A 26,010-nucleotide genomic window follows, 5' to 3' on the forward strand; every position below is an offset into this window, starting at 1 on the left:
GACAAAAAAGGCCGAAGAAACTACTTGACCCCACCGCCATTTACACATAGAGGAAGAATGATTAAGAAAGGGGCCCATGAACAACTTGGACATCCGGAAGAATGGAAATCAAAGCAAAGAGACTGGGGGCCCTTTGTCGACACTCTCCATGAGCTTTTTGCCGATCTGTTATGAAGTCATTTAGCGGCCTGCGAGCAAGAGTCGCCTACGAACAAGAGAAATGCGCCCAGGCAAAAGATTAAAGATACTCTTTTGCCTGATGAATACAGTAGACAGTTGCCATAATGATCCCAAGCATCTCACATATTAGAAGCGCAGGCATAAGAAGCATCTGTTGAAACTGCTAAAATGAAAAAGCACTGCTTGGCAATGGCTTTAGAAATCTATTATTCCAAATGCATAGGATGACACAGGATGAATAGAGATGACGCTTTTCTAACGGAGCTTCAGGTTAATGATAAGGTTAAGGTGACCGTAAATTTCTTCGGTCAGGAAATGCCGTTCGAGGGAACCTGTACCGGAAAAACTGATGACAAGATCAGCATTCTGACCAATGCTAAACCGGAGCCAGTGGAATTGCCGCTGTCTGCCATTATAGAAGGAAGTATAACAGGTAAAAACAAAATCAATATTGAAGAATCAGCAGATGACAACACTTTCGAAAATATTGAAATTAAGCACCCTGAAGTAATATATGGCTATTACATTACAGATCTGAACAATGAAGCACAATCCGGCAATTACACAAACAACCCAAATGAATTCACTTTATCCAATATTATTACAGCCATCATATTGGCATACAGAGAATTTAGAAGCAACATAATAATTAAAAACTTATATAATAACAGTGCCTTTGATTTGAATAACGTAGAAACATTTGACAGCTTTTACAAAAACAACAAATCTCAAAACGATGATGTTAATGAATTATATAATCAGTATATATCTTCATTAGAAATATTTATAAACAAAGATATCACACATGAATTATTAACTTATTACTTAAAAAATTATTTATCCGATATCTCTTACCTTAGCAAATATTGTTATTATTTTTCTTATGATTCAGAAGAAGAAAAATCAGATATAAACGACAGGTACTTTATCTTAATTATAGAACTATTTAAGATTATTTTGCTCTATACTTTTGTTTATGACAGCAAACAAGAAGAAAATTTCAAACAATATGTAAATACATTTCACAATTTCTTGTTTATAAAAAATATTATATTAAAATCTTTTTTCAAAACAACATTTTATAAAATTATAGATAAATTCGAATACAAACCAGAAATACCACTTCAGCTAATAAGATTCTCAACTCTAATAAAAGGCATGGCATTTCTAGAAAAAAAAGATAATAATTTATCAGAATTAATTGAAGCATGGTATGAGGAACAGATTACAAAGCATAACCTATTTAATCCAAAGTTATTAATCGATAATGCTGCTGACATTGTTTCTAACAATCATGTACTAATTCCTATAACATCATTTGATTATTTAACGCAATCAACGAAATACATTCTTATTAAATTTATGTATTCACTATATGCAAATGAAGTCGGATTGCTGTACCTTTCAGTATCAAACAAAGAATTGCATAAACGTTTAACCAATTACATCAAAAGCAAATTCAATTTGGATGAGGATTTAGATTCATCCGTTAAAACCATCTTCAGCCATTTTACCAAAATTGTTAATTGTTTCTTTTTCAATATATTAGAAGTTTGCAACGCTCTAGTTAACATTATGAGTTATGATAAAGAAAATAAAAAATCATACAGTATCATTAATGAAAAAACAAACTCAATTATACATTTACTAGAACATGAAGCAGATAAGTACATAACAGTCACAACAAAATTCAATAACAGACTTAGATTATTTTTTAAAAGATTAGCGTCAATCTCATCACCAATAAACAAACTTGATTTTTTAAAAGCAGAAGAACAACTATTACTTAGTTATCAAAATTGCTCAGATCTTATAGAAGCATCGAATGAAGAAATTTTCTCGGAAAGCATTGAATTTTATTTAAGTCTTATCAATAAATTTACACATTCTAAAAAAATCACAATATATTTTTATTCAAGATTCACCACAATCATTAATATTTCTGTAATCAAACAAGCCATAAGCTTTAACGCTGACCTTGGCCGTATATTCATTCCTTTAGAAATATCCAGTTCAAAACACGTACAAACATCTTATATTACAAAAATACGCATACAATCTTCATTATCTGATAAAACAAATAATGATATCAAGACTAATGTAAAGCTCCTGCCTGATGATCGTCTTTTTTATATTGCCGAAATATCTTTTGCAGATTTTGATTCAGTTCTTAATAACGGCTTTGACATCGATATCACTCTGGAATATAAATTCAAAACCGCCTGGGATTTTGAGAAGTGCGAAACCACCTGGGAAACTCGGGAAATTTCAGAATCATTCTTCATTCAGGACGAACTTAAACACCTTGCCGAATTCCATGAAATACGAAATCTGTTCCGCGATTACAGCAGCGGCAGCGTCATCAAAGATGACAGAATGTTCTTCGGTCGTGAGCAGGACATCAAACATGTTATAGAGAACATCCGCGACAAATCGGGACGGATCGTGACGAACCGCTGTGTCTGCATTTACGGGCAAACACGCACCGGAAAATCTTCTCTTCTTTACCATATCAAGAAAGGCCTTCAATCCTCCCCCTCTAATATTGTCGTGGATATAGGCGATATCGGTTCATCCGGAGCCTCGGAGGCCGGAATCAAATACCGCATTCTTAGCTGCCTTCTGGAAGAAATAGAACTTGAGCATGATGACCTCTGCACTCTTCTCACAGACTCCGGTATCAGCATGACTGCGGATCAGGAACGCAATAAAACCGATGACAGCTATTTCACGGAACAGATCGGCAAAATCCGTAGCATTCTCAGACGCAAAGCCAAGGATGTCCAGATCATTATCCTTATCGACGAATTTACCTATATCTATGACTGGATCAAAGAGAACAAGCTGTCTGAGACTTTCATGAAGTTCTGGAAGGCCTTTATTACCAACTACGATATCTGCGCCATAATAGTCGGCCAGGATCACATGATGAAGTTCATTAACGACCAAAGGTTCACCAATGCCTTCGGAGCCATCAGAACCTGGGAAGTTAACTACCTAAGGGAACCTGATGCCTGCAAACTGGTAACCATGCCGATTTCTGACAGTCCTGATTACGCCGGACAGAACGGCTGCGCAATTCTTCCTGAGGCAGTGAATATGCTTGTAGAAATGACCTCCGGTAGCGCTTACCTTCTCATGAACATCTGCGCGGACTTCGTCGATTACCTTAACGAACGGCATGCTTTGACTGCAACCGGCGGTCATGCTGAAGATTTCCTCAGAAGGAACCTCTCCAAGTTTGAGGAACGCTGGTTTGAACCGCTATTTAACGATAAATCAGATCTGGATTCTGATGCATCCATTACCGCCAACAAGGAGCTTCTCAAAAAGCTGGCTCTAAGCTATTCTGAGCACTCAGGGGTTCTTCCTGACGAGCTTTCGCTTACTGATCAGGAAAAAGAAAGACTGCAAAGTCTGGAAGCACGCCGGGTATTGGAAATGAATGACGGCCGCTGGCGGATAACGGTAAGACTTTATGCTGAATGGCTCAGAAACAAGTTCGGGAGCAGGTAAGATGAATAAGGACAACATTTTTGTAATCGGCGGACAGGTTAAAGGCCGGAGCTTTATTGGACGGAAAGCCCTGCTGACAGAGTTCCGGAGAGACTTTTTGGAATCAGAAAGCCGCAAGGTAGTATCGGTAGTCGGTCTCTCCCGTTCCGGTAAAACCTCCTTTGTCAAAAACGTTTTTGATAATCAGGTTCCGGACGATGTTTTCTACTGCTATTCGGATCTCTCCGTCTGCAAAAGCTATTTTGAAATCTGGTATAAGGTGATTTGCGAGCTGGCAGACTTCATTGAGATGCAGGACATTCCGGAAGAACAGGCAAAACACCAGAAGCTTCTTATGAAAAAGATTCAGGAAATTGCCTCAGCTAAAGAAGCTCCGGATCTTAGCAACGACATAGAGTGGTGCCGGTTCAATGCTCTTGTCATAGCTATCTTCAAGCTCCTGGCCCGAATGAGCATAAAGTCGATACTGGTATTTGACGAATTTGATCAGGCCCGCAATCTCTTTATCCTTAAAACGCCGGAGTTTGCTCTATTCAGAACCATATTTTCCGACGGGGACATCAATGTCTTTGCCATCACCATTTCCCGGCGCAAAATACAGACCATTGAAGGCGGCGTTAAGCTGAGTTCTTCAGTTTCCGGAGTAACTGACATGCGGCCCTTCGTAGGATTCAGCAAGGAGGATTTGGATGAATACTACCAGATTCTCAAAAATGACTACGGTCATGAATGCACCGCTTCCGAAAAGCAGGAAATCGAATACTATGCCGGAAACCTTCCCTATCTCATGGCTATTATCGGACACAATATCGCCGACACTCTTATGGAAGGAGATACCAAACTTAATATCCGCGAAATATTTCAGAACAAATGCAAAACCATCAACGAATATTATGATGCCTGCTTAAAATCATTTGAGACTGAGGATTATCTCAAAAAAATAATTCCTATTACCATAGGCCCCAATATCGGTCTCACTAAGTATGACATTGATGACTTTAAGAACATCGGCTTAATTCATGTCAGCGATGAACGTTATGTCTGCATCTCAGAATATTTTACTGATTATCATCTGACCTCAAAGCTTCTGGAGATTTCTATTTGGGATGAAATCAAGGAATTTGAGAAGACGCTTAAGAGACTTATTTTTATCGAAACTCCAGGTATCATCCAAAATTATAACCTTGCTCAAAATACGGTTAATAATACCGAACTGGCAGTAGCCAAAAATGCAGGTATTTCAGATCAAAGTATGGCACCTTCCAAAAAATTTGCTACTATCAACCGATCAACATTTTATCAGTCAATGACCATACCAATTACTATCAAGATTATCAAGGGATACTGGGAAGATTTCTTTAAAAAATATTTTAATAATCAATCGGTCTTGGAATTTGATTCCTTCTTTTCAAAAATCATAAAGGCTCGTAACGGTATTTCTCATGGCCATGAAGACGAATGCATCACCGATTCCGAAAGAAATGAAATCGACATCCGCTGCAAGGAACTCACAGACATGATAGGTAAAAAGATCTCACCGATAACCAAAATGCCAGATGAAAACACCTTTACTCGCCGTCATTATTCATGATAATACACATATATAACCTTATGCTAAAATCTTGCATCAATTTACAAAAACACTTTCTATTTAACATATTAGCAACTTTGGCATAAATCAGAGGACTTCATTTGCAGAGCAAATGGTCAATTTGATATATCACAACAGACCATCTCAGCTATCATTAAATAATAGCCATAAATTCATAACTCGAGTTTCCCACACCTAAAATGACACTTAAAGCTCTAAATCTAAGGCATTGGAGAGAAAAAGAACTTAAATGATTGAGATCATAAAAATAGAAAAATATCGACAAATGTTTTAAAAGTCATTATAGAACAATGTTTAGAGCCTTGTTTTTATGATAATGTTTATTTATCGAAAATTTAAACAAAATAAAAACAAGGCAAGTAAAATGATACAGAAAGACGACATCAAACATAAGGACTATTCTCATTTTTGAGACTTTTTTCACAAATTAAGATCTCTGGAATCATGAAGAAGCTGGGATTTTATAAGGAGAAGGGGATTCAGCCAGTATCTATGATGCTGCAGTTCCTTATGTCCCTGATGACAACCACATCAATACTCAAGTTCATGGCCAGAGGCGGAACTTCAAACAATGATGAAAGGTATTCCAGGAGTGTATTGTACCGGTTTCTCGGAAACCCTTCATACAACAGGCGGGCCTTGCAGATGAGCATTGCTATTATTTTGAGCAAAAAATTTCTGCTCTGACCAAAAACAGGCGTAAGTGCCTGATTGTTGATGATTCTCTGTATGACCGAGGCAGAAGCAGGCACCCCCAAATGCTGTCCAGAGTTTACGACCATGTCACTCAGAGCTACAGTTTACAGCGTATCTGACAGAGCGGGCGGTTCCGGGAGAATTGCAGTCGCAGCAATAATGCCGGGGTAATACAGTTCAAAATTCTCATTGGGCCACATTGATGAGCTGTCATCATCACAGAGTTTGCCGATGCATTTCTTTAAGTCCTTATTGTATTTCCTGGCCGGGATATAGGTTGAACTAATGACATGGTAAACATATTTGTTGTCATTACGTTTGAACAGCTTCGTCCCTTCCGGTATCTTAACCCTAACATTGCTCGGCATACCGTGATATAATTTAGTCATGCTGTATGACTAAATTATATCACGGCACCCGACAGGAAATCAACAATTATTTTTCGGGCTGGAATGGCTATTTGTAAAGGATGGCGGGGGGCGGTGGGATGTGGTACGATAACTTTGAAATGACGGTGAGGGTGGTTTAGTCATACTCTGCCAGAGAGTTTAGGCTAAAGACGGCGATTCCATCATAATCTCCACTGATGGATGGTATGACGTGGAATGGCTGAAGAATCCGGACGGCACATATAAGGCAAAGCTGGTTGGCTGTCTGGTTCATCTTCGACGATATTTTTACGACATTTACGGGGCCCACCAGAACCACATAGACAAAGAAAGCGAAGAATATCAGGTTTCAAAACGTGTGGTTGAGCTTATCGGGGAAGTATTTCACCGGGACAGCGAGTGCAGTACCATCGAGGAACGAACGAAACTGCGGAAAAGTGATGATTTCAGGCAGTATTTTGAAGAAATAGGGAAGCTTACAGAAAAACATTTCAAAATCATTTCTGAAAGCGAGTCCCCCAAAGGGATATATACGGAAAAATTCATCAAAGCGGTCAAGTACTCTCACAATCAGTGGGAAAAATTCACCAGAATCCTGGAGGACGGCTCTATTCCTCTGGATAACTCGGCCGCCGAGAGAGCTATTCGTGACTTTGCAGTGCTGAGACATTCAATGCCCAGCGGATTTGGCTCTATTGAGGGAGCTAAGTCTACGGCTGTGTTTTCATCATTTCACGAAACCTGCAAAATCCATGGAGTTGATCTGGAAGATTACCTTGAATTTCTGTTCAGATATATGGGTATTCACAGAGACGAACTGAAAGATGAATCGCTGTCTGATGAAAGAAGAAATGCTATTCTTGAGCAGGCAATGCCGTGGAAATTTAAGAAGGCCTAAAGTGCTGACTTTAGACCTAATACAAAATTTTCTTTTGGGATCCCGTTACTTAATGTGTCATAATTTCGGGTGCTGGGATCGGGAGCAGCCCCTGTTTTAGGAGTCTGCTTCAATTTATGTTATGTGTAAAAATCGCCGCCGTGTACCCTGAATCCTGCTATTGCCTGTCCGGCCACGTATGAACACACCGATTTTTACCAATATTCACGGAGAAACAGTTTATGAAAATGTCATTAAATCTTCTGAAGGCTACTGCACTTGCTGCCTGCGTTTTTCTGCCGGCCGCAGCCACTGCCGACAGCCCTTCCTTCAAAACCGGCCGCTATGCTCTGGGACCAACATCCAATCTTAACAGCTTCACCTGTGCCAGCACCGGAGAAGAAGCCTGCAAGGCCCTTTTTCAAATGAAAAGCAAGCTTACAAAAGAAGAGCTTAACCACCTGAGTGATTCCGGAGAACGGGCCTATCTGGGAGATTTTGTTGTTACCAGGGAAAACGGGGAAGCAGATCTCTATTCCGTAAAGGGGGGAGTATTTGTCGGACGTGCCGGAGAATACAGATTTCACTCCAAAGACTCGGACAAGGCTCCATGCCAGCTAGCCAAACCGAATGTACTTGTCTGTTCCGTATACGATGAGGACGAGGAAACGGAAACCCGGGCAACCCTGACATTCCAGAAAAAGGAAAAGGATAAGGTCGATCTTCAGGTTGAAATTGCCGGAGATTCTGCAGGTGCCTCACCAGTGATTGAAGAACTGATACGTTTTGTAGATGGTCAGACATTCACCTTCGAAACCGAAGAGGAATACCGGCACGATATGTATATCAGCGCCAAGCTCAATTATCTTATGGTTGATGCCAGCCTTAACAAAAAGTGGAAATCGCTGGATAAGAAGGTAAGAGACAAGCTTCTTCCGGAACAGAGAAGCTGGATTGCCGAGAAGGATCAGGAGTGCGGTGCAGTTACCATGAAGGGTTCCGAGAGCGAGCTGACCGAAATGTACACCTGTCAGAGTAAAATGACCGCAGACAGACTGTATGAGGAGCTCAGCAATTACTAGTCTGCCCTGTGCGGGGACCGGATATTCCGGGCTTCCGGTTCTGCCCTCTTAAAAATCCCTTTCAGCCGGGCAGTCCGGTCTCCCGCCAGAAATGCTGCCGGGGTTCAGATTTGCTGAATCGCTTGTCCGGGACGTACTCCAGACATGGTCAGGAAACAGGTACTGACCGGATTTTCGGGGATTCTGGAGAATAATACTATTCCCGCCCTCCCAGCCTGCTACCTTCGGGCTCCGCCGCCTCTGGTATGACCTCCGCCGTGGGAACGGCCGCCGGAACTGCTCCGGCGATAGCTTCCGGATCCCCCGCTACTGATACTTCCGCCCCCTGCTCCGGGAATGCCTTCTGCAAGAGCCGCAAGGAATATAAAAAAGAAAACTGTTGCCGCCAGCTCCGGAAGATCTTCGCTGTTCCCGGAATCCGGGGAACTTTCCGTACCGGCAGCTTCACCGGAATGCGGGGGATTTTTCAGATCCAGACGAAACTCCGGTCCCAGTTCCGTTACCTGGTTCTCCCGGGGAACCTCTGCTACCTCCTCCGGAACAACGGCCGGAGGATCGAAAGTCTTCCCCTCGCAGGCATACATTCTGACCGCCACCTGAAGTGCGGTTTTTCTGGCCGCCAGATTCCATTTTCCGGCCCGGCCCTCGGTTACCGCATTAGCATCAAGAATCCGTCCGGCCTCTGCATCCGTAATGCAGGCTTCAGCTCCGGAACCGGTACGAAGTACCATATGCGGTTCAGCAGTAGTGAACAGAATGAGCACCCCGTTATCCTTGGCACGGGATCCCAGCCCCAGTCTGTTAAAAAGGGAATCCGCCATCCTGTCCAGATCCGCATAGCCATCTTCCCCGGTAGCCGGCGGTGCCGGGAAGGCAGCAGTAAATATTTCTGCTCCAGTGGCATCCTGAAGGCCGTTGTTAATAATGCTGAGAAGCTTATCTGTTTCCGGCGTAAACACCCGGGAATAGTCCATTACACTGCTGCCTTCTTCCGGCTTTGCCAGGGGAAATTCGTAGCTGCCCCCTCCGGAACCGTGAGCAATGCCGTTATTCAGGCCCATAAAAAATACGGAAACAGCGAAACCGGCAAAAGAAAAGAGCAGAAATGCCTTTCTTGCAGCGGAGATGGTCATCTCGGAATCCTCTTATACAAATACTAAAAACAGACCGGGGCCGGAAGTGCCAATCCGGTTCACATTCCATGCATTATAAACCGCTTCCCGGAACTTTCGGGAATACCTGAGCCGGGATCCCCCATACTGCAAAACCGGAGAATCTTACCAGTATTCCGGAAATGCAGAAAAGGCCTCCGCTCTGCGCCCTCATCCTGGTTCTCCTCATATCACAGCATCGTGTATGGGCAATACCAGACAATTTTTCAAAAGCGTCCATCCGGATCACTGTATGCTCACCCGGAATCCGGATTTCTGATTCACTGTTCTATGCCCCGGGATTCGTGATCCCGTGCATAGAACTGATGACCAAACTGTCTACCGTGTATTATTTAGTTGGATCGGGGCATGATGTTCAGATAATATCAGGAAGCCCGAAATACAAATAATTCGTGCCTCCAGCCCCTGAAACCCGCATCAAAAGCATGCCGGAACTCCGGCCGGATGTTCTCTGTAGCTGATAATCTCTTTGCGGGGTATCTTATAATGCCTGACAAACTTGACTGGCTCAACAAGCACTTTGTACTGCTGAAGCATAAAACGGTACAGGAAACGGCTGACACTTCCCACTACAAAATTCCCTTCGAACAGCGGGAGCTAGCCCAGAACAATCCCCAGGCCGAGGATTACATCGGGGCACTGGCCCAGAAGGGCTGTTACCCCGAGGCATCGGAATTCCTGGCCTACAACATCCACCAGCGGGCTCTGGCCTGGTGGGCCTACTGCTGTGTCCTCTCCCTGCAGAAGGAGCTTTTGCAGGTTCCTCACAAACCCCGGGATATTTCTGAAATCGGAGTCCGGAAAAAGCCCGAGATCCCTGACTGGGCCAAAATGCCGCAGGACCAGCCTGTAGATTACAAGTCAGATCCGGAATATATCCGTCTCCAGAGTGAACTCGGCAATATCAAGGTCAGCACCGAAAAGCTGATTGAGCGCCTGCCCCCCGGATTATGGGAGGAGCATCTGGCACTCCGGAAACGTCTTTACGGCGAATTCAAGAAAGTCGTGGGCATGGATCCGGAAGAGCTTATGACCTACGCTCTGGATCAGGTCAAGAAAGTCAACGCCCAGAAGGAGGCATGCGAAAACAGCGCCCCGGTCTACAAAATGAGAGAGGAGCTGGAGGCCAAAATCGAAAAGATCCGCCAGGGAACCATCTCCCGCATCAAGGAGGCCCTTCCTAAAAAAAGCCCTGCGGAACTTCGGGAGCAGGCCGAGAACGCCATGGATGCGGTTTATGCCTGCATTACAGCACCTACAGAAAAAAATGCCGCAGACTGTCTCAATGCCGGAAACGCCTGTCCGGAAATCCCTGAAGGACTGGCCGCACTGGTCTCCTTCTGGTGCTACGGCAATCTGACTCCGAATGTTGACAGGGTGATTAAGACCCCGCCCGAACTCGCCCCCAACGGCATGAAAGGACTTCTTCTCAAATGCGCCCTTACTCCGGGCGGCACCAGAGGCTTCCGGGAAAGAACCCGCCTTTACTTTGAAATCGGAAAGGAAGTGGTCTTCGGACATAACAACTGGACAGAGTTTATGAAGAATGAGGATCCGCCCCACCGGAGGCTGAACCTTGACGAATTTGACGGTTATCTCGGAGACAAAGCCCCGGTCAAAGCTGAGGAAGCGCCCGCCGGAGAAGAGGCCTCTGCCCAGAAGCCGCCCGTTTCCGAACCCAAAAAATTCGAAAGATTCAAGGGATAAGTTCAAAGCGGCACGGCGAATGTTCCCGGGAGAACCTGTCAGCACCGGCCGTTCCCAGTAAATGCCGGCTTCATACAGGCCGGCCTGTACGGAAGAGCCCCGGAAAATCTTCCATGCCGGAAATTCATTGAAGCACTGACCGGCCGATGAATCCCGGCAGACCACAGTCACAGAACAGCACATTTTTCCGCACAGGAGAGAGCAGTCATGTTTAAAAAAGAAATCACCGCAGCGTTTATTGAAAACTGCCCCCTTTCCGGAGCCTTTGCCTTCAGATGCACCGTAAGCGAGGGTATCAGCCTTCCGTTCCGTGCCGAGGTGACGCTCTTTTCGGATAGCGCACTGACTCCGGAGGATCTGGAATCCTGCCTTCTCATGAAGACCGAGCTTTCCCTCATGCAGTACGATACCACGGGCACTCTCTGCCGCGGCCGCAAATATCAGGGCGTAATTACCTCCTACAATGCCCTGGGACTGATATCGGATCTGGAAGGATACGAACCTATGACCGACTGCTACGGCTATGAGATTATCATTGAGCCTGAGATGGTGCTCATGGGTCTTGATCCCCGCACCCGGAGCTTCAGTTCCGAAAAGACTCCGGCGGAAATCATCACCGAGATTTTCGGTGAGTACAATCAGAAATGCCGCTTTGATCCGGGACTTTTTGACAGGATGCCCGACCACGGCCAGATCGCCCAGCAGAACAACGAAACCGATCTGAACTTCATAAACCGCATCTGCTTCAACTACGGCTTCAACTACACCTTTGAACTGGAATCTCCGGAGGACGAGTTCTCTGCGGTCTCCGTGGTGTTCTCCCGGGGGTACTGCACCGGAAACAGCCATGAGATTACGGGAAATACCCACACCGGGCTTTCCGAAATCCCCTGTCTTACCGGAAAAACCGGAAACAGACTCTTCGGCGACCGTTCCGTATTTCTGGATCGGCTGGTGCGCACCGGGATTGCCGGAGGCGGCAGCATTCGCAGAAATTCCGGAGCTCTCCGGAACGGGGTCCCCTTCTTCCGGAACGGCTTTGAACCGGTGCGCGGCGAAGGCAGTCATCCCGGAGAAAGCATTTACGCCTTCGGGAAGGAATCCTCCATAGCACTGGACCGGCTGTCCCGTAACCGCACTCTGATTTCCGCCCGGGATTTTGCGGTGGCCTCCGGCATTGTGCTGGATACCGGTACCACCCGCTATCTCACAGTACGGGTGCGGTTCGGCTTTAACCTTAATTTCCCCAAAACCTTCCGGGGCTCCCGCAGCTATCCGGAAAACGAGGACGAGCTCAATCTGACCGCTGTTGCAGTTCCCATTCCGGAAAACAGCACCGAAACCCTGGGCCCTCTGTGCTGTTTCGGCCCTATTCCGGAAAACCCCACTGCCGCTACCGCCTTCGCCATCACTGATATTCCCCGGCCGGGAAGAAGCAGCCGCACAGCCGGGGCTTCGGATCTCCGGAGCTCTGCTGTCCTGAAAGAGGAAAACGGCAGCAATGCCATGATTGTCCAGGCCACCGTCTGCGACAAATCCGGTGTCACCCTAAGCACCAGCGGTACCACCACAGTATGTCCGGGGATGATCGTTACCTCGGATAACGATAACACCGCTTTTCCGGCCATGTTTTATGCCCTCCCGGACGGCGACAGCGCCAAAGTCATCGAGGTAAACTATGTCAGCATGTCCGGAAGCGCCGCCCCCCTGGGCAACTTTCCCAAAATTGGCGAGAAGGTGCTCCTTCTCTACACCGGAAGCAGCTACTATTTCATGGGGTATCTCCCGAATAGCAATGCTCTCAGTACCTATTGCAGCGAACTGAGAAACGATCTCCTGCACAGCTCATTCCTCAGCTCCGGATATGATCCTGACAGCTCCGCAGCTTCTGCCGGCACGGACAGAGTCCCGACCAATGAGAACCGGGACATTGATAATCAGTACTTTTCTTTCAGCAGATTCTCCAGCTCCCGGGTGCTGGTGGAATACATCATCATGCAGAAAAGGCTGAAAGAGTTCTTGGATTGCCTGGCCTATAAATTCGATACCCACAAAATCACCGAGATTTACGATGATTACAAGTCAAAGGCCAGTACGTGTCTCAGCAATATCATCACTTCCCGCCAGAAGCTGGACGATGCTGTAAAATCCGGCAGCGGCATTTCGGATGCGCAGCAGGAGCTTACCACTGCCTACAATTCTCTGTCTGAAACTGCCGGCAGTATTGTGGACAGGATAAAAGGCGTTTCCACTGTCAGCAGTCAGCTCAGCAGCCTTTATAATGAAGCAAAAACCAATAACAGCACCAGATACACCGGTTCAGAAAACGCGATGAAGGAGCAGATTCTGGGAGATCTGCTGGGAACTGTCTCCGGCGATCTGTTTTACGACGGCACCCACCGGGTATACGGCAGCCGTCTGGAAAACGCCGTATCTGATGACATCACCAGCATCGCCGACGGCAACATCAATCTCCATGCCGGCAAAAAGATCTGCATTACCGCCGATGATTCTATCCAGCTGCAGGTGGGAAACAACTCCATCAAAATAAACGGCAATACCATTGCTATGGCTGTGGCCTATTTCAAGACCTCTCTGTCACCATGGGATGCCAAGATATCTCTGAGCCCCACTTCCGGTGTCAGCATTTCCGGGTACCAGTTCAGTGCCAGCGGGCTATTCTCTGCCAGCGTTGCCGATAATTTCGGTGGCTGTATGAGCACCAAATCGGGGATGATGACACTAACGGCCCCGAAGATCAAAATCACCAACATGGGCAACATCGCTATCATTAAAACCCTGGCCAAGCTGGCGTGCAATACTGCAATGGAAGTTGGCAACGCCATTGCAGCCTGTCCCGACTATGATAACAGCGATGCCGCAGACAAGGCTGCAAGAATTATTAACAATATTAAAGGCTATTTAGGCAGCGGGATAGGCATGGTAGCAGACGCCGCAACAGCAATACAGCTTTTCTCAAGATCTATCGAAACCGGCGTCAAGAACGTGAGGGCCTGGGAAAGTCTGGCGGTCTCTCTCATTCTGGTGGCATTGGATGCCGCAGATACCATTGAAAGCATCATTGCCGATTCCATGCTGGAAAGCAAAGCCAAGGACAATGTTTTTGTAGAACGCAACAAGGATAACAACTACATCAGCGGCAGAGATATCTATCTTATGGTAACCAGCGGCCTCAGAATGGCAACTCTCATTGCAAATGATCTTTTCCTCATGGGTGATAATCTGATATCCAGCAAGACTTCATCAGCAGAGCTCATGGCTACCGGAGTCACCATAAGCGGCAATGATATCGCGCTGTCTTACACAAATGAAAAGATTATGGCCAGTGCAATTGCCAGCAAGAATGTAGACCAGACGGGAAAAGCAGACCAGACGAAAAATGTTAACCAGCAGCCAAAGGACAATGATCAGCGTGATGACAATGACCAGCTTAACTGACAGCCAGTTCAGGAGCTTGATTTAGATACTGGAGATCACAGAGACAGTCAGGAATCATAAGGAAATAGCTAACTGCCTGAACGTTTTTGAATCCGGGAAATTCTCTGACTCAGAGGCCCCAAAGCAATTAGGTTAAATCCTTATGATTTCAGCCGGTGCAAGGCAGGTTTAAAAAATGGCCAAAAATAAAATTAAAACCAATAGTAACAATGACAACTAAATAAAATTTCAGGTAATTAATGGTAATGACGATGACAGCTAATGACAATGACAGCCAGAACGGAATTCCGGCTTCCGGCAATGATGGCACACAGGATCAGGACAAAACCGGCACTGGCGGTAATGAACAGAGCGGTGCCGAAGGCACTCAGAGCAGCAACGATGACGACCCGATCATTAAGGCTGCTATTGCTGCAGTCGCTGCGGTAGGAGAGGCTGCCCTGGTGGGCATCGGTCTCGCAACCGCCAACATTATTCAGAAGATTGCCGTGGTCGGCACGACCTCCAATCTGGAAATTAAAAACACCGAAGGAAATGAGTCCATATGTGTAATGGACAACGATACCTCTATGGACAGCAACAGCGTTTCCGGAACTGAAAACAGCGGCGCTCTGGCAAAGGATCAGGTAAACGGCAATGACGGTACTCTGGATGCCAGCACCCTGGACGGAAAGGCTGTCAGCACCGAGACCAATGCCCTTGAGAATAACGCCGGCGCTGTCAAGAATCAGGGCGGCGTGCTGGACACCAGTTCCGACGCTATGAGAATCAACTGATAACCCAGGACAGCAGTTCTCATTAACGTCTCCCCTAAATCAGGCAGCCGCTCTGCAGGTTAAAACATGACAGAACTGCTCCCTGATGCTTCCCCGGGAACCTGGAATCTCAGATTCCGCCTGATTCCGGGTTCTGTCTGTTCGCCCTTTTCTCCCTTCCTGCCTGCATTTCCCCCCGCACCTGGTTTAGGAAGACCTGCTTCTGCTGGCCCGGCATTAATCCGGAAGCGGCAGATCCAGGGCTTTCAGGAGCATCCTTTTGATAGTCTCAAAATCGAAGGCCGTATCTAAAGGCAAAAGTCCGCCGGTGTCCCTGCTGAGTTCCTTCAGCGCCTCCTCCTGAACCATCAGGTCGCTGGCACTGGTCTGGGCATCATCCTGTGCGTGGTTTATCCGGTTCCTCATGATTTTTGCATAAAGATAGCACTTCATGATATTTCCCAGTCTCCTGATGCTGTCATTGGCCTCGGCACAGGCGAGCAGATTATTGATGGCATCAAGCTTTTTCAGGTAGGTGTTTCTGGATCGGAACTCCAGTCTTTCATATTCCTGCGGGCTGTTTCTGAGATAGAAATGAATGATCTTCGGATAGGCACTGACAATTCTGCCTAAAAACCGGAACGGCGATGTTTTCCCGGCAAAGTGTTCGTCATAGCAGTCGAACTCCGCTATGAGCTCGCCGTCGCTGTCAAAGCAGTTCATGATGGTATCACTGATTCTGCGGAGTGCCTGCATGACAGCGGCGCCGTCTTTTTCCGGCAGCTTTTTCCGGAGAAGCTCGGAAGCAGCCTTCAGAAAATGCGATCTGATAAGCGCCGCACTCTTCTTATTCTTGCATTCCTGTCCAAAGGTCTCTCTTTCTACCTGATTTTTGAATTCCGAAACAATGTCCCTGATGATGCTCATTTCCATATCCTGAGGCAGGACACGATCCTTCAGTCTGATCCTGTATATCGCGTTGTCAAACACTCCGCTGTAAAACCCGTCTCCGTACAGGGATTTTCCATATGAAGGCGTCTTTGCCTCTTTGGCTGTCGCCTTCGGGTCATAAATTTTCCGGATGAATTCCAGCCTGAAATACTCCTCCGGCATCTTTTCCACATAGAGGGTGAGAGCCTGATTAATCAAATCATGGCTGAGACACCATCTAATCATGTTCTGATAGGAGATCTCTCCCGAGCCGTCCAGAAAAAACTGCTTTTTGATGATGCCGAACAGCCTCGCGAACATGGCAATATACATATTGGAAGAGTTTTCCGAAGTGCGGATCCGGTTCATATCCTTTTCAATTTCAAGCTTGCAGGCATCGATTTCGTTGACATTGTTGATGGCAATGCATCCGAAGAAGCGGTCAAAGCTGTCAATAAGGTGCTTCATATCCGTGAGCCCGCCGCTGTTTTCCCTGCCGATCCTGTCAATGATGTAGCCATCATCAAAGAAATCCCTGAGCTGTCTCACATTGCCGGTAAGACTGAAGGCGTTCACAGCCTGAATCAGGTCGGTAATGGCCGTGATATGGAGAAGACTGTAGATTTTTCTGTCGTAGTAGTTAGAGTAGACAATTTTTCTGAGATGAATGCCGGACACCTTCAGAAACTGGATAACCGAGGTCATGAGATAGCTGATATCCCGAAGTCCGGAAGTAAAGTCTATGTAGGCATTTTTTGTCGCTTCCGGGGCGGAACTGATAATAATCCGGTAGAACTGATTAATCATGCTGTTGGTGCGGACACTGGCATTGGCAATGAGTTCACCGGTACTTTCAATAAAGTCATAGAAAACCGGACAGAGTGAGGCCGGGCTGAATTTATCCGTGATTCCGAGAGAATCTGCAAAATTATCGAGGTTGTCCCGGAATATATCGTACTTTGAGACGGTGTCTCCGTTTTTCTGATATACCCGCTGGCTCACTATGGCAATTACCGTTATCCGGTCGGCTTCCTGACTGGCCTTTTTCATAAGATACTGCATGGGAGCATCGCCGGTTTCCAGCACCTTGAAGCGTTCGTCTTCATGGCCGTTTACAGTATAAATTTTTTTGCTGTCCGTATCAGGAGCAAGACATCCGTCATTGGGTTCCTGTCTTTCCCCCACAAAAGTAATGATGTAAGCCTGGGCAGACATGCCTGTTCCTCCTTGTTCCGGGTTCTGAACCGCACCTCCGGGTACCAGCATGAATAATCCGGATTCTGCCATTCTAGCTACTGAACCGGGAGAATTCCTGTTTTATTCTCCTGTGGTTTTACCTGCTTCGCATTTTCAGCCATTATATTATTGCGGATGTTCTGAAAACAGGTCTTTCCGCTGGTGTCAGGAAGGTATGCGGATCCAGAGGGCCGGTACTGGAATCCCCGAAGATTAGCAGATTATCCGTAAGGCGGGGCGTACTGCACGGCTGGAAGACCGCACCACAGGTCATAAACTGCACCGCGAAGGCAGCCGGGAACTGTATGAGCCGGATATCCCTCAGATGATGATTATACCGGAGTATACTGCTGCCTGCACGATCTCCGCTTCGGGAATGATAAAGGCGCCAGAACTGACCGGAGCTCCAGGCAGTTTTACTTCAGTGCTCCCGCAGTGCCTCATGATTCTCCGTCCTAGGGCCGGCTGTCAGCGCCCTCAAGTCTTTTTACGGTTCTCACTGCAGCGTTGTCCCGGTTTCCGGTACTAAGCGCGCTTCCGGATCCGGTAAGACGCTCCAGCGAATACTCTCCGTCCGGAAGAAGCCCGCTCCGATCCAGATAATACCCCCACTCCGAGAGGTCTACAGTGCTCAGATCCAGCTCCCCCAGTCTGCTGAGAGGAATTCCCCCGCAGGCTTCTCCCGCCATTTCCTGCACCTCCGGCCGGGACATCGCAATCCGGGCCAGCGGAGACGAATAGCAGCAGTACCGTCTTTTATGAACCAGACACTTCCTCAGTACCTTCACAGAACAGGAGCTTCCCTGATACACACAGGATTTCAGACCAATACGGAGAGCCGTTTCCTGTTCTCCGGCTCTGCAGGAAGTCAGCATTTTGAATGCAGTATGGGTCAGCTGCCAGGCCACATAGGCCGTCATGGCCCAGCTGGCACAGGCCACCAGGGTTTCATTAAGCTGCACTGTCATAGCCCCCGCCTCATTCACGCCTTCCGTAAAAACAGCATTCCGGAACTCCTCTCCGAAGGTTTCCGCCACAAAATCAGCGAGCTTGCGGGTCATGGCCTCTGTAAAGCCTTCCGCGGCAGCCTGAGCAGTGGCCTTTCCGGTATCCGCCACAATGGAATCCAGGGCGGAGCTGATAAATCCGGTACTGTCCCGCAGTGCCTCCCTCCGGGCCCAGCTGCCAAATGCCGGCTCCAGAGACCGCACTGCCCCCAGTGCTGCCTTTATGCTCATGGTGTAGGCAGTGAGCCGGACATAGTCCGTGATGTCGGTAACGGCCCCGTCAGTGCAGCAGCGCATTTTGCCGTGATAGCCCTCGCGGCATTCCCGCATCTCGCCCCGAAAAATCCGGCAGTCAGCAGTTTTACTGGCATCAGTACCGGTACACACAATATCATCCTGCATATAATTCATAAGCTGCAGTGCCAGCATGGCTCCGGTAAGATCCCCGGTCTCCCCGGTTAGCGTGCCGGTCAGGGCGGTTCCCGTGCCCAGATCCGTTCCCGGACAGTTCAGAACCGTCTCCCGGAGCTTTCTCCCGGCGGTGTATTCCCGGGGACAGTCCCACACCAGAGTCTGCAGCGAGCAGAATTCATCAGGATTCTTCCCGGAATCCAGACATTCCCTGCCGGCCAGCACACAGCCCGCTTCCGGAAGTCCCGCACAGCCGTCACTGCCCTGCCCGTCATCATCCTGATAAACAGAGCAGACCACCCTTTCATGATAAAGTCCGTCTTCCGGAACCGTAATGTCCCGGAACGTTCTGGTGCAGCCTGCCGCTTTACCGGTCTGTCCGGAGGTGCCGGCAGTATCTTCGCCCCTAAGCTCCGCAAGGTAAGGGTTGCCGGCATGGGTACAGGGCTCCCGGTCAGAGCACCGCCAGATTTCCTCCCGGGAACCTCCGCCATACTGTCTTTCGCAGTAGCGGTAGAGATCGAGAGCGGGACAGGAGCTTTTGTTTTCAGAATAGGCTCCGTCCCCGGAGGATTCCCGCACCGTACCTTCCAGACAGAAGGGATTCCACAGATCTGCAAAAGGTCCCGCAAACTCCCGGGGCTTCTCAAAAAAGGATCGCCCCGCCGGCATGATTCCGGCCCCGTAATATCCGGGGGCCACCTCCGCAGCATAACGCTGGCAATCAAGAGTCCACAGGCCCTCCCGGGGAAGCCCGGAGAGACAGTCAAGCCCCCGGTATTCATCCATGTCCAGAGCTCCGGAATTAAAGCGGATCCGGAACAGCATGTAGCCTTCGCCGTTTCCGGTCACCGAAACCCGCTGCCGGAGCCGCACCCTAAGAGGCTCCCCGGGACGCAGCCTCCTTTTGAAATAGGGCCAGATATCCCGGCCGGGATATTCGTGCCGGCTCTGGCCGAGCTCACAGGGCCCCGGGGTTTCCGGCGGAAAATCATCATTCGGGAAGGACATAAGCTTTTCCATAGCGTCATCTTCCTGAGCCCCCGCGTCTCCCTCAGTGCCGTTAGCCTGGGATAGCCTCTCCGGTTCCGGTTTTCCGCCCCGGCCGGTATTCCCCCAGAGCTGAAGATAGTCATCATAGAACACCTCGGAAAGCGTCAGATCCCGGACGTTTTCCGGAAACCTGACGGTAAAACCGGTTTCCGCCTCAAAAATACTGCAGTTTCCCGAAAGGCTGCTGTCCCGGGTATCCCCCATCCAGAACTCGTAGCAGGCTCCGGAATCAGAGGCCGCAACACTCTCCGGACAGGGGCGGAAGCTGATACCGGGATCCGTTTCCAGCATCCCGGTACGGAAGGCATGGACTATCAGACAGGAACGCGCATCCTTTCGGGAAGGAGGACAGTGAATTTCCCGAAAGGAAAGCCGTTCCCGGGGGAGACAGGAGGAGGCATCCCCCGCTCCTTTCCGCATCTCATCCGCATCCTCCGGCAGCTCCATTGCCGCAGTGTAAAGCCGTCTCTCCCGGGACAGACGGCGCTTTTCCTCAGACCCGCGTTCCCGCCTGAGAAGATCCGCCGCCGTCCCCAGAGCGAGATCCGCAGATCTGCGGTCCTTCCCGGAACCGCCCCCGATCCGGGAAAGCTCCTCTTCCCGGGCTTTCAGGATCTCCGGGTCAAAACTCGTGCTTCTTATGGAATTTCCGAGCGCCCGTCCTGCCAGGAGCGCCCGCTCCCGGGAGGGAGCCGCATTTTCTGCCGGAGCGGACAAAGGAAGCCATGCCAGAATCCCTGCGGCCAGCACCGTGAGGGGAAGCCTTCGGAGAGTCCTCCTGCCAGAAAGAAAAGCTTCCTTGCCGTAGCTCTCTGCTCTCCTTCTTCTGCCGCTATTTCCGGCGCACCTTCCTCTGTTCCTTCCCAAATCTCCCCCCTGACCGTTTCCTGAGCCGTTTTCAAAGACATCTCTTCCTAAAATGGCCAGGGTTTTCCGGGGGAATCTCCCGGCATAATTCCCGCAGCCCCTGTTTAACACCGTCATCACCGCTCTCCTGTAAATTCTGTCCCGTTTCATTCCCTTTCTTCCCTGTTCCCGCGCCCTCCGCATTTCCCAGAGAGATTGCCATCAGCTTCCTCCGGCCCCGAGGCAGCAGTTCCGGTAGCGCCACACCACATACACCGCTTCATGGCTGCCGGGCGGAACTCTCATATCACCCTGCCAGGACGTGACCGGTTCCCCCCAGAAATGCGCACGTCCGGACTCCGGCACGGGATAAAGCATACTGAAGCGGTAAAGCGATTTATCGAGAGTCAGGGAATGCTCTCCGGCACAGAGGGCCTGATCCCCCATGGTATTCCGGAGAAGCCCCCGCCGGTGGAGCAGTGTCAAAACCCGGGCTGTCAGCAGAGAGGTGTTTTCAGAAGTGCCGCCGGAGGTTCCGGTCCAGCCGGTAAGAGGATAGAGATAGCCCCAGGCGCCGGCGCAGTGCGGAAGCGCATTACTAACCTTCCCGTTATAGGCCGCCATGGCATCCTCGCCACAGGAGGACACCCCGGCGGCACTGGCAGTCAGCCGGGATTCCGGAACCTCCTGAAGCGCCCGGAGCTCTGACTGCCATACGGGATCCAGCTCCGAGGCATAAAGAAGATCCATATCCAGATACTCGCTCCGGCCGCAGTTCAGATCAGTGAAAAGATTCAGCATCGTAAACAGCGGAAAGGAATACAGGTGGACATGCATAAAGGAAATGTCCGCGCCGGCATCAAGACCCGATCCCAGAGAGCCCAGAGTGTTTTCCGGCACGGGAATCTCCGTCCCCAGCACCGGAAAGCATCCCGGCTTTCTGGTGAATTCCACAAGAAAGGCGGGCTCCCACATTCCCATGACCACACCGTAGTTCATGCCCCCAAGAGCATCCCGGCAGCCGCATACCTTTCTCCGGGAGGCATTTTCGGGAACGGGGGAGCTCCCCCTGCCGACGGTGGTGCCGCCCAGATAAACCGGCAGGGTCTCGGACCAGGGGAGATCAGACAGAACCTGCCCCAGAATATTTACCCGGGGACACCCGATTCCTGAAAACACGTCGCGTTCCCCGGCACCGGCAGATGCTGAAACTGCCGCCAGAAGCATAAAGGCTGCTTCAGCAATAATATTGTGTCTCATGAGATATCCCTTTCTCCTCATTCCATCCGTTCTCACTATCTCTTTCCCCATCCTTTTCAGTTCAGCCCGCTCTCCCTGAAGCTGCTAATCCGGATCCCCGGAATCCCAGCCGGAAATTTGCCGTATTCTCCGGGAGCGCACAGTTTCCGGTTCCCGCGCAGGAGCTCCGGAATCCCCGGACGGCCCGAAAGTCTCCGGAGGAACACTGTTATAAACGGCATTGAAGTCAGGAATCCGGCCTCCGGAAATCCTGGAGACTATCCGGGAAAGATCCTCCGAAAGATGTTCCCGCACGCCGGGAAGATTTGTCCGGATCCTTAACTGCATCCCGGCGGCAAAGTTCCGGAAATCCGGTAGCTGGCCGGCCTTAAAAGGCTTCCCGGCATCCGAAAGACCGCCGGGGCCCGCCCCGGTCTCCGCTCCATCCTTCCCGGACTGGAAAAAACCGTTTTCTGGCAGAGGGCCTCCGGATTCCCCGGGAGCACCGGAACTCCCCCATAGCGGAGGCCCCGAAAGCAGCAGAAAAGCCGCCAGCAGAAATCTGCAGCGCAAAAATGGTACGGCTGGTCCCGCACACTCCATATTTTCATTCTCAGTCCTCTCTGCGATCGCCCCAGGCCCCGGGTTTCCTCTGCTGTTCCTGATCATGGCTGCTAGAAAATCCGTACCGCCCGGTAGACCGCTGCGGCCCCTGAGAGAGGGAACGGCCCCAGAATCCGGGAATCCAGCGCCTCCTCCCGGAAGCCATTAAGAAAAATGGAGTTTTCGGGAACAGGAAAGGCTTGCCGGAAAGGAGCCGGCACCGTATCTGCCGGCACGGCCGGAAGCCCGTTCATGTTCATCTGGGCCCCTCTCTTAAAGAAGCCCCTGGAAAGAACTCGCTGCCATTTTTGAGGAATCGCCGGAAGAAGCCGGCAGCTTCCGGAGCCTGGCGCCTCAAGACAGAGGCCCTGATCCGAAAACCGTATGAGATCTCCCGAAACCCCGCCGGCCTCCTTAAGCAGCAAAGTCCCCTTCCGGAAACCAAACCAGTCCCGGGACAGCTCCACCGCCAGCAGACTGTTCCGGAAATCCTGCGGCGAAACAGTAAGATACGGGAGCACATCGCGTTTCTGAAAAAGGAACACCCGTCCGATACAGGTGCGTTCCTGAAAATCCGCCCCGATGCGCCAGTCCAGAGCTGCCATTGCCGCCGCCAGCATGCCCGAAATAAATACCAGTGCAGAAAGAGCGCCTTTTAGCAGGGCTTTAGATTTTCCTTCCGTCCCGGATATCATGCCGGCGCTCCCGGTGCCGTACCGCTGTTTCCCGGCTGGTTTTCAGGAGCGCGGGATTCCCTGCCACTGGCAGCCTCCTCACGATCCCGGAGCACGGCGTTAACAGCAGCTGTCAGAGACATTCCCGCTTTCCGGTAGGCGTTTATGGCAGTTACATCCTGGGCTCTTGTGGAATAGAGAAGCTGCCGGAAAGGGTCCACCACCAGTCTCCCAATAGCCGCACCCCCGCCGCTTATCACAAAAATCTCCGAATAGGCTCCGGGCTCGGTATGCACTGACTTGAGGAGATCGTAGCCCCCCGGAGTCAGGGGCAGGCGGGAATGCTCCCGGAGACCGTCCACGGTTTCCGCCTTCTGTCCCATGAGGTACATATGGGCACTGTTTTCCATGATTGCCATCCCCGCCGGAGATTCATAGAGATCGTTTACGGACTGAGTGACGGTTACCGCTGCCCCCCCGTACTTCCGGAAACGCCGGTAGCCGGTTTCGATGAAGCTGGAAGTATCCCCGTCCCGCAGAAGATCCCAGGCCTCGTCAATGATCAGGATTTTCGGGCGATCCCGCTCCCCCAGATACATGTCCTGCTGGATCTGGTAAATCAGCTGGAGCAGCACCACCTGCTGGAGGTGCTTCCGCCCTTTAAGCTCTTCCAGCTCCAGCACGGTAAGGCTGCCGGAAAACGCCAGACTGTTGCTGCCCGCAAAAAACCGTCCGTACTCTCCTCCGGAGGTAAACGGAAAGAGCTGCGTTCCCAGATCCCGGATGCGCTGGTCCGGCGAGGCATTCAGCTCATCTGCCAGAAGATCCAGGGAAAGCGCCGTCCCGTGCTTCCTGAAAAGCTCCCGGAGGATTCTCTTCAGGGCAGCCCCCTGAAAATCCGTAAGCTTTTCGGTAGGAGCCAGCATGGCGGCCAGAAGTCCGTTAAGCATGTCTGCCTCCTCGTCATAGCTGCGAACACAGCAGAAGGGATTCAGAGAAACTCCGGAACCGAGGCCAAAGGAAAGAAAGGTGCCTTCCAGGAATTCCGCCAGCTTTTCGTAGGAACGCCCCACATCAATGACATAGCAGACAGCGCCCCGGGCCAGAAAGCTGACCAGAAGCTCGTTTACCAGAAAGCTCTTTCCGGACCCCGACTGGGCCGCAATGCAAAGATTGTAATTAGTGGCGGAATCATACAGGGAAAGGTTCATCAGCTGGCCGCTCCGGGAAATCAGGTTGAGAACGCTCTGGCCGGTACCGGGGCTGTCTCCGAACAGCGGCAGCAGGGGCAGGATCTCCCGGGCGGTAAAGGTTCGGTAGCGCATGAGCCCCCGGGCCGCTTCGTAATCAGCGCCGAAAGGAAGAGCATTAAGAAATACCGGCAGGCAGACATAGCGGTCGGGAATCAGCTCAAAGCCGTTTTCGCGGTAGTAGGTGCGCACCTGGGATCTGACGCTGACAGCCTCGGCTTCATCTCTGGCAAAGGTAATAAGACTGAGGCACAGTCTGAGCGGCCGGGAGCCGTTATCCATCTCCCCGCAGATAAGGTCGAGGCCGCGCTTCTTTACTGCCAGCCGGGGCATAAACTTCATCAGGGGCCCGCAGGCCTGATTCACCGCCCACTGTCTTCTGGCATTAAGTCCGGAACGCAGTTTCCGGGCTGAACCTGCCAGGATAGTGCCGGTCATGATGAAAGGAACCCTGATTCCCCGGGTTCCTGTAAGGAGATCCGCCTGATAGCGGCGGGCCTGTCCGAAGAACACGAAATCGGGGTATCTCTTTACGGAGAAGGTATTTACATAGTAGCCGCCCGCTTCCAGATGATCCTGAAAAACCTTTATTCCGGAATCAAAGTCCAGTAGCTGGTCGCAAAGCAGGAGTTCGGGATTTACCGCCGGAGGGCCGCCCGCAGTCCAGGAAGACTCGGGACTCATATTGAAGAACGGGGTCAGAGTCTCCAGAAACGCCCCGGCGGAAAGCGGATTTGCCCGGATACCGGCCGTTTTAAGCACCTCCTCCAGCGAAACCCGAAGCCGGGAAACCTCCGCAATAGCGGCAGCGTCGGGACAGATGCCTGAAACGGGAATGCTGACCGTGACAATCAGAAGATAGTTCCGGACGGGAGAGGCCATGCGGGGGAGCGGAGTGCGGGTTCCCCTTTTCAGAAACTCATTCTTGTTTTCAATAATGCGTCTCAGAAAGCATTCCGGGGGAAGGGACACGGCCGTGGCGGCATTTTCCGCCAGAAGTTCCTGAACGGCCGGTGAAGCCACCAGAGAAAACTGTACTCGGGTATTTTCCGGAAAATCAGAGTTCAGAAACACCTCCAGCCGGTCGCTTATGCTCTCGTCACTGCCGCACAGCGGAGATGATACAAATCCAAAGCCCAGATCGGACGTTCTGCTTCCGCTGATAAGAAAAAGCGCATTTTCGGCATCATAGGCCAGCACCGGATACACCGTGCTGAGTCTTGCCGTATAATCTCCTGACATGGTTCTCTGCTATCTCCTGTTATTCATGAACCGCCTGACGCGGCTGTCAAACAGGGATCATTGTAGGAGGAAAT

The 26,010-nt window shown here is 50.0% G+C and carries 15 protein-coding genes; 8 read left to right on the forward strand and 7 right to left on the reverse strand.

What is annotated here, in order from left to right; translation table 11 throughout:
- Positions 1–414 precede the first annotated feature (414 nt).
- The 5 genes from F557_RS0117050 (at position 415) to F557_RS0117075 (ending at position 8,352) form a co-directional block, all read left to right on the forward strand.
- A complete protein-coding gene (locus tag F557_RS0117050) occupies positions 415–3,696 on the forward strand; it encodes an nSTAND1 domain-containing NTPase (protein WP_019003420.1) in 3,282 nt (1,093 codons plus the stop codon).
- A gap of 1 nt (position 3,697) precedes the next feature.
- A complete protein-coding gene (locus F557_RS0117055; RefSeq protein ID WP_044143807.1) occupies positions 3,698–5,287 on the forward strand; it encodes an ATP-binding protein in 1,590 nt (529 codons plus the stop codon).
- Between the two features lie 429 nt (positions 5,288–5,716).
- Positions 5,717–5,995, forward strand: a complete 279-nt coding sequence (locus tag F557_RS0117060; protein WP_157617948.1) for a hypothetical protein — start codon at positions 5,717–5,719, stop codon at positions 5,993–5,995.
- A gap of 609 nt (positions 5,996–6,604) precedes the next feature.
- Positions 6,605–7,291, forward strand: a complete 687-nt coding sequence (locus tag F557_RS0117070; RefSeq protein WP_019003424.1) for an IS66 family transposase — start codon at positions 6,605–6,607, stop codon at positions 7,289–7,291.
- A gap of 221 nt (positions 7,292–7,512) precedes the next feature.
- A complete protein-coding gene (locus tag F557_RS0117075) occupies positions 7,513–8,352 on the forward strand; it encodes a lysozyme inhibitor LprI family protein (RefSeq protein ID WP_019003425.1) in 840 nt (279 codons plus the stop codon).
- Between the two features lie 218 nt (positions 8,353–8,570).
- On the opposite strand, the gene F557_RS0117085 is transcribed toward F557_RS0117075, so the two are convergent.
- Positions 8,571–9,485: a TPM domain-containing protein gene (locus tag F557_RS0117085; RefSeq protein ID WP_019003427.1), complete on the reverse strand. Its 915-nt coding sequence runs from the start codon at positions 9,483–9,485 to the stop codon at positions 8,571–8,573.
- A 525-nt stretch (positions 9,486–10,010) separates the two neighbouring features.
- On the opposite strand from F557_RS0117085, the gene F557_RS0117095 reads away from it, so the two are divergent.
- The 3 genes from F557_RS0117095 to F557_RS0117110 all read left to right on the forward strand — a co-directional run bounded on the left by F557_RS0117095 (position 10,011) and on the right by F557_RS0117110 (position 15,466).
- The gene (locus F557_RS0117095; protein ID WP_211209603.1) at positions 10,011–11,231 is read left to right on the forward strand and encodes a DUF6931 family protein; all 1,221 of its coding nucleotides are present in this window, start codon (positions 10,011–10,013) and stop codon (positions 11,229–11,231) included.
- A 207-nt stretch (positions 11,232–11,438) separates the two neighbouring features.
- Complete coding sequence (locus F557_RS0117105) at positions 11,439–14,690, forward strand: contractile injection system protein, VgrG/Pvc8 family (protein WP_019003431.1); 3,252 nt, start codon at positions 11,439–11,441, stop codon at positions 14,688–14,690.
- A gap of 245 nt (positions 14,691–14,935) precedes the next feature.
- Entirely contained in the window at positions 14,936–15,466 is a 531-nt protein-coding gene (locus tag F557_RS0117110; protein ID WP_157617949.1) for a hypothetical protein, read from the forward strand.
- Positions 15,467–15,682: 216 nt separating this feature from the next.
- Here F557_RS0117110 and F557_RS0117120 read toward each other — a convergent pair whose 3' ends face one another.
- The 6 genes from F557_RS0117120 to traC form a co-directional block, all read right to left on the reverse strand.
- Positions 15,683–17,590, reverse strand: a complete 1,908-nt coding sequence (locus F557_RS0117120) for a TM1812 family CRISPR-associated protein (protein WP_169335229.1) — start codon at positions 17,588–17,590, stop codon at positions 15,683–15,685.
- Positions 17,591–18,066: 476 nt separating this feature from the next.
- Entirely contained in the window at positions 18,067–21,066 is a 3,000-nt protein-coding gene (gene traN / locus F557_RS0117130; RefSeq protein ID WP_169335230.1) for a conjugal transfer protein TraN, read from the reverse strand.
- Positions 21,067–21,150: 84 nt separating this feature from the next.
- Positions 21,151–22,188, reverse strand: coding sequence for a TraU family protein (locus tag F557_RS0117135; protein WP_169335231.1), 1,038 nt, complete (start codon positions 22,186–22,188; stop codon positions 21,151–21,153).
- An 84-nt stretch (positions 22,189–22,272) separates the two neighbouring features.
- The gene (locus F557_RS0117140) at positions 22,273–22,740 is read right to left on the reverse strand and encodes a hypothetical protein (RefSeq protein WP_157617950.1); all 468 of its coding nucleotides are present in this window, start codon (positions 22,738–22,740) and stop codon (positions 22,273–22,275) included.
- A gap of 101 nt (positions 22,741–22,841) precedes the next feature.
- Complete coding sequence (locus tag F557_RS0117145; RefSeq protein ID WP_019003439.1) at positions 22,842–23,465, reverse strand: hypothetical protein; 624 nt, start codon at positions 23,463–23,465, stop codon at positions 22,842–22,844.
- Positions 23,462–25,936: a type IV secretion system protein TraC gene (gene traC / locus F557_RS0117150; protein ID WP_019003440.1), complete on the reverse strand. Its 2,475-nt coding sequence runs from the start codon at positions 25,934–25,936 to the stop codon at positions 23,462–23,464. Before traC ends, F557_RS0117145 begins: the two co-directional genes overlap by 4 nt.
- Between the last annotated feature and the right edge of the window lie 74 nt (positions 25,937–26,010).

The sequence above is a fragment of the Succinimonas amylolytica DSM 2873 genome (genome assembly GCF_000378405.1).
Lineage (GTDB): Bacteria > Pseudomonadota > Gammaproteobacteria > Enterobacterales > Succinivibrionaceae > Succinimonas > Succinimonas amylolytica.

What these genes read in the sequence shown, in the direction of transcription:
- F557_RS0117050 (WP_019003420.1), top strand. Translation starts at nt 415, where the DNA reads ATGAATAGAGATGACGCTTTTCTAACGGAGCTTCAGGTTAATGATAAG.
- F557_RS0117055 (WP_044143807.1), top strand. Translation starts at nt 3,698, where the DNA reads ATGAATAAGGACAACATTTTTGTAATCGGCGGACAGGTTAAAGGCCGG.
- F557_RS0117075 (WP_019003425.1), top strand. Translation starts at nt 7,513, where the DNA reads ATGAAAATGTCATTAAATCTTCTGAAGGCTACTGCACTTGCTGCCTGC.
- F557_RS0117085 (WP_019003427.1), bottom strand. Translation starts at nt 9,485, where the DNA reads ATGACCATCTCCGCTGCAAGAAAGGCATTTCTGCTCTTTTCTTTTGCC.
- F557_RS0117095 (WP_211209603.1), top strand. Translation starts at nt 10,011, where the DNA reads ATGCCTGACAAACTTGACTGGCTCAACAAGCACTTTGTACTGCTGAAG.
- F557_RS0117105 (WP_019003431.1), top strand. Translation starts at nt 11,439, where the DNA reads ATGTTTAAAAAAGAAATCACCGCAGCGTTTATTGAAAACTGCCCCCTT.
- F557_RS0117110 (WP_157617949.1), top strand. Translation starts at nt 14,936, where the DNA reads ATGACGATGACAGCTAATGACAATGACAGCCAGAACGGAATTCCGGCT.
- F557_RS0117120 (WP_169335229.1), bottom strand. Translation starts at nt 17,590, where the DNA reads ATGTCTGCCCAGGCTTACATCATTACTTTTGTGGGGGAAAGACAGGAA.
- traN (WP_169335230.1), bottom strand. Translation starts at nt 21,066, where the DNA reads ATGACGGTGTTAAACAGGGGCTGCGGGAATTATGCCGGGAGATTCCCC.
- F557_RS0117135 (WP_169335231.1), bottom strand. Translation starts at nt 22,188, where the DNA reads ATGAGACACAATATTATTGCTGAAGCAGCCTTTATGCTTCTGGCGGCA.
- F557_RS0117145 (WP_019003439.1), bottom strand. Translation starts at nt 23,465, where the DNA reads ATGATATCCGGGACGGAAGGAAAATCTAAAGCCCTGCTAAAAGGCGCT.
- traC (WP_019003440.1), bottom strand. Translation starts at nt 25,936, where the DNA reads ATGTCAGGAGATTATACGGCAAGACTCAGCACGGTGTATCCGGTGCTG.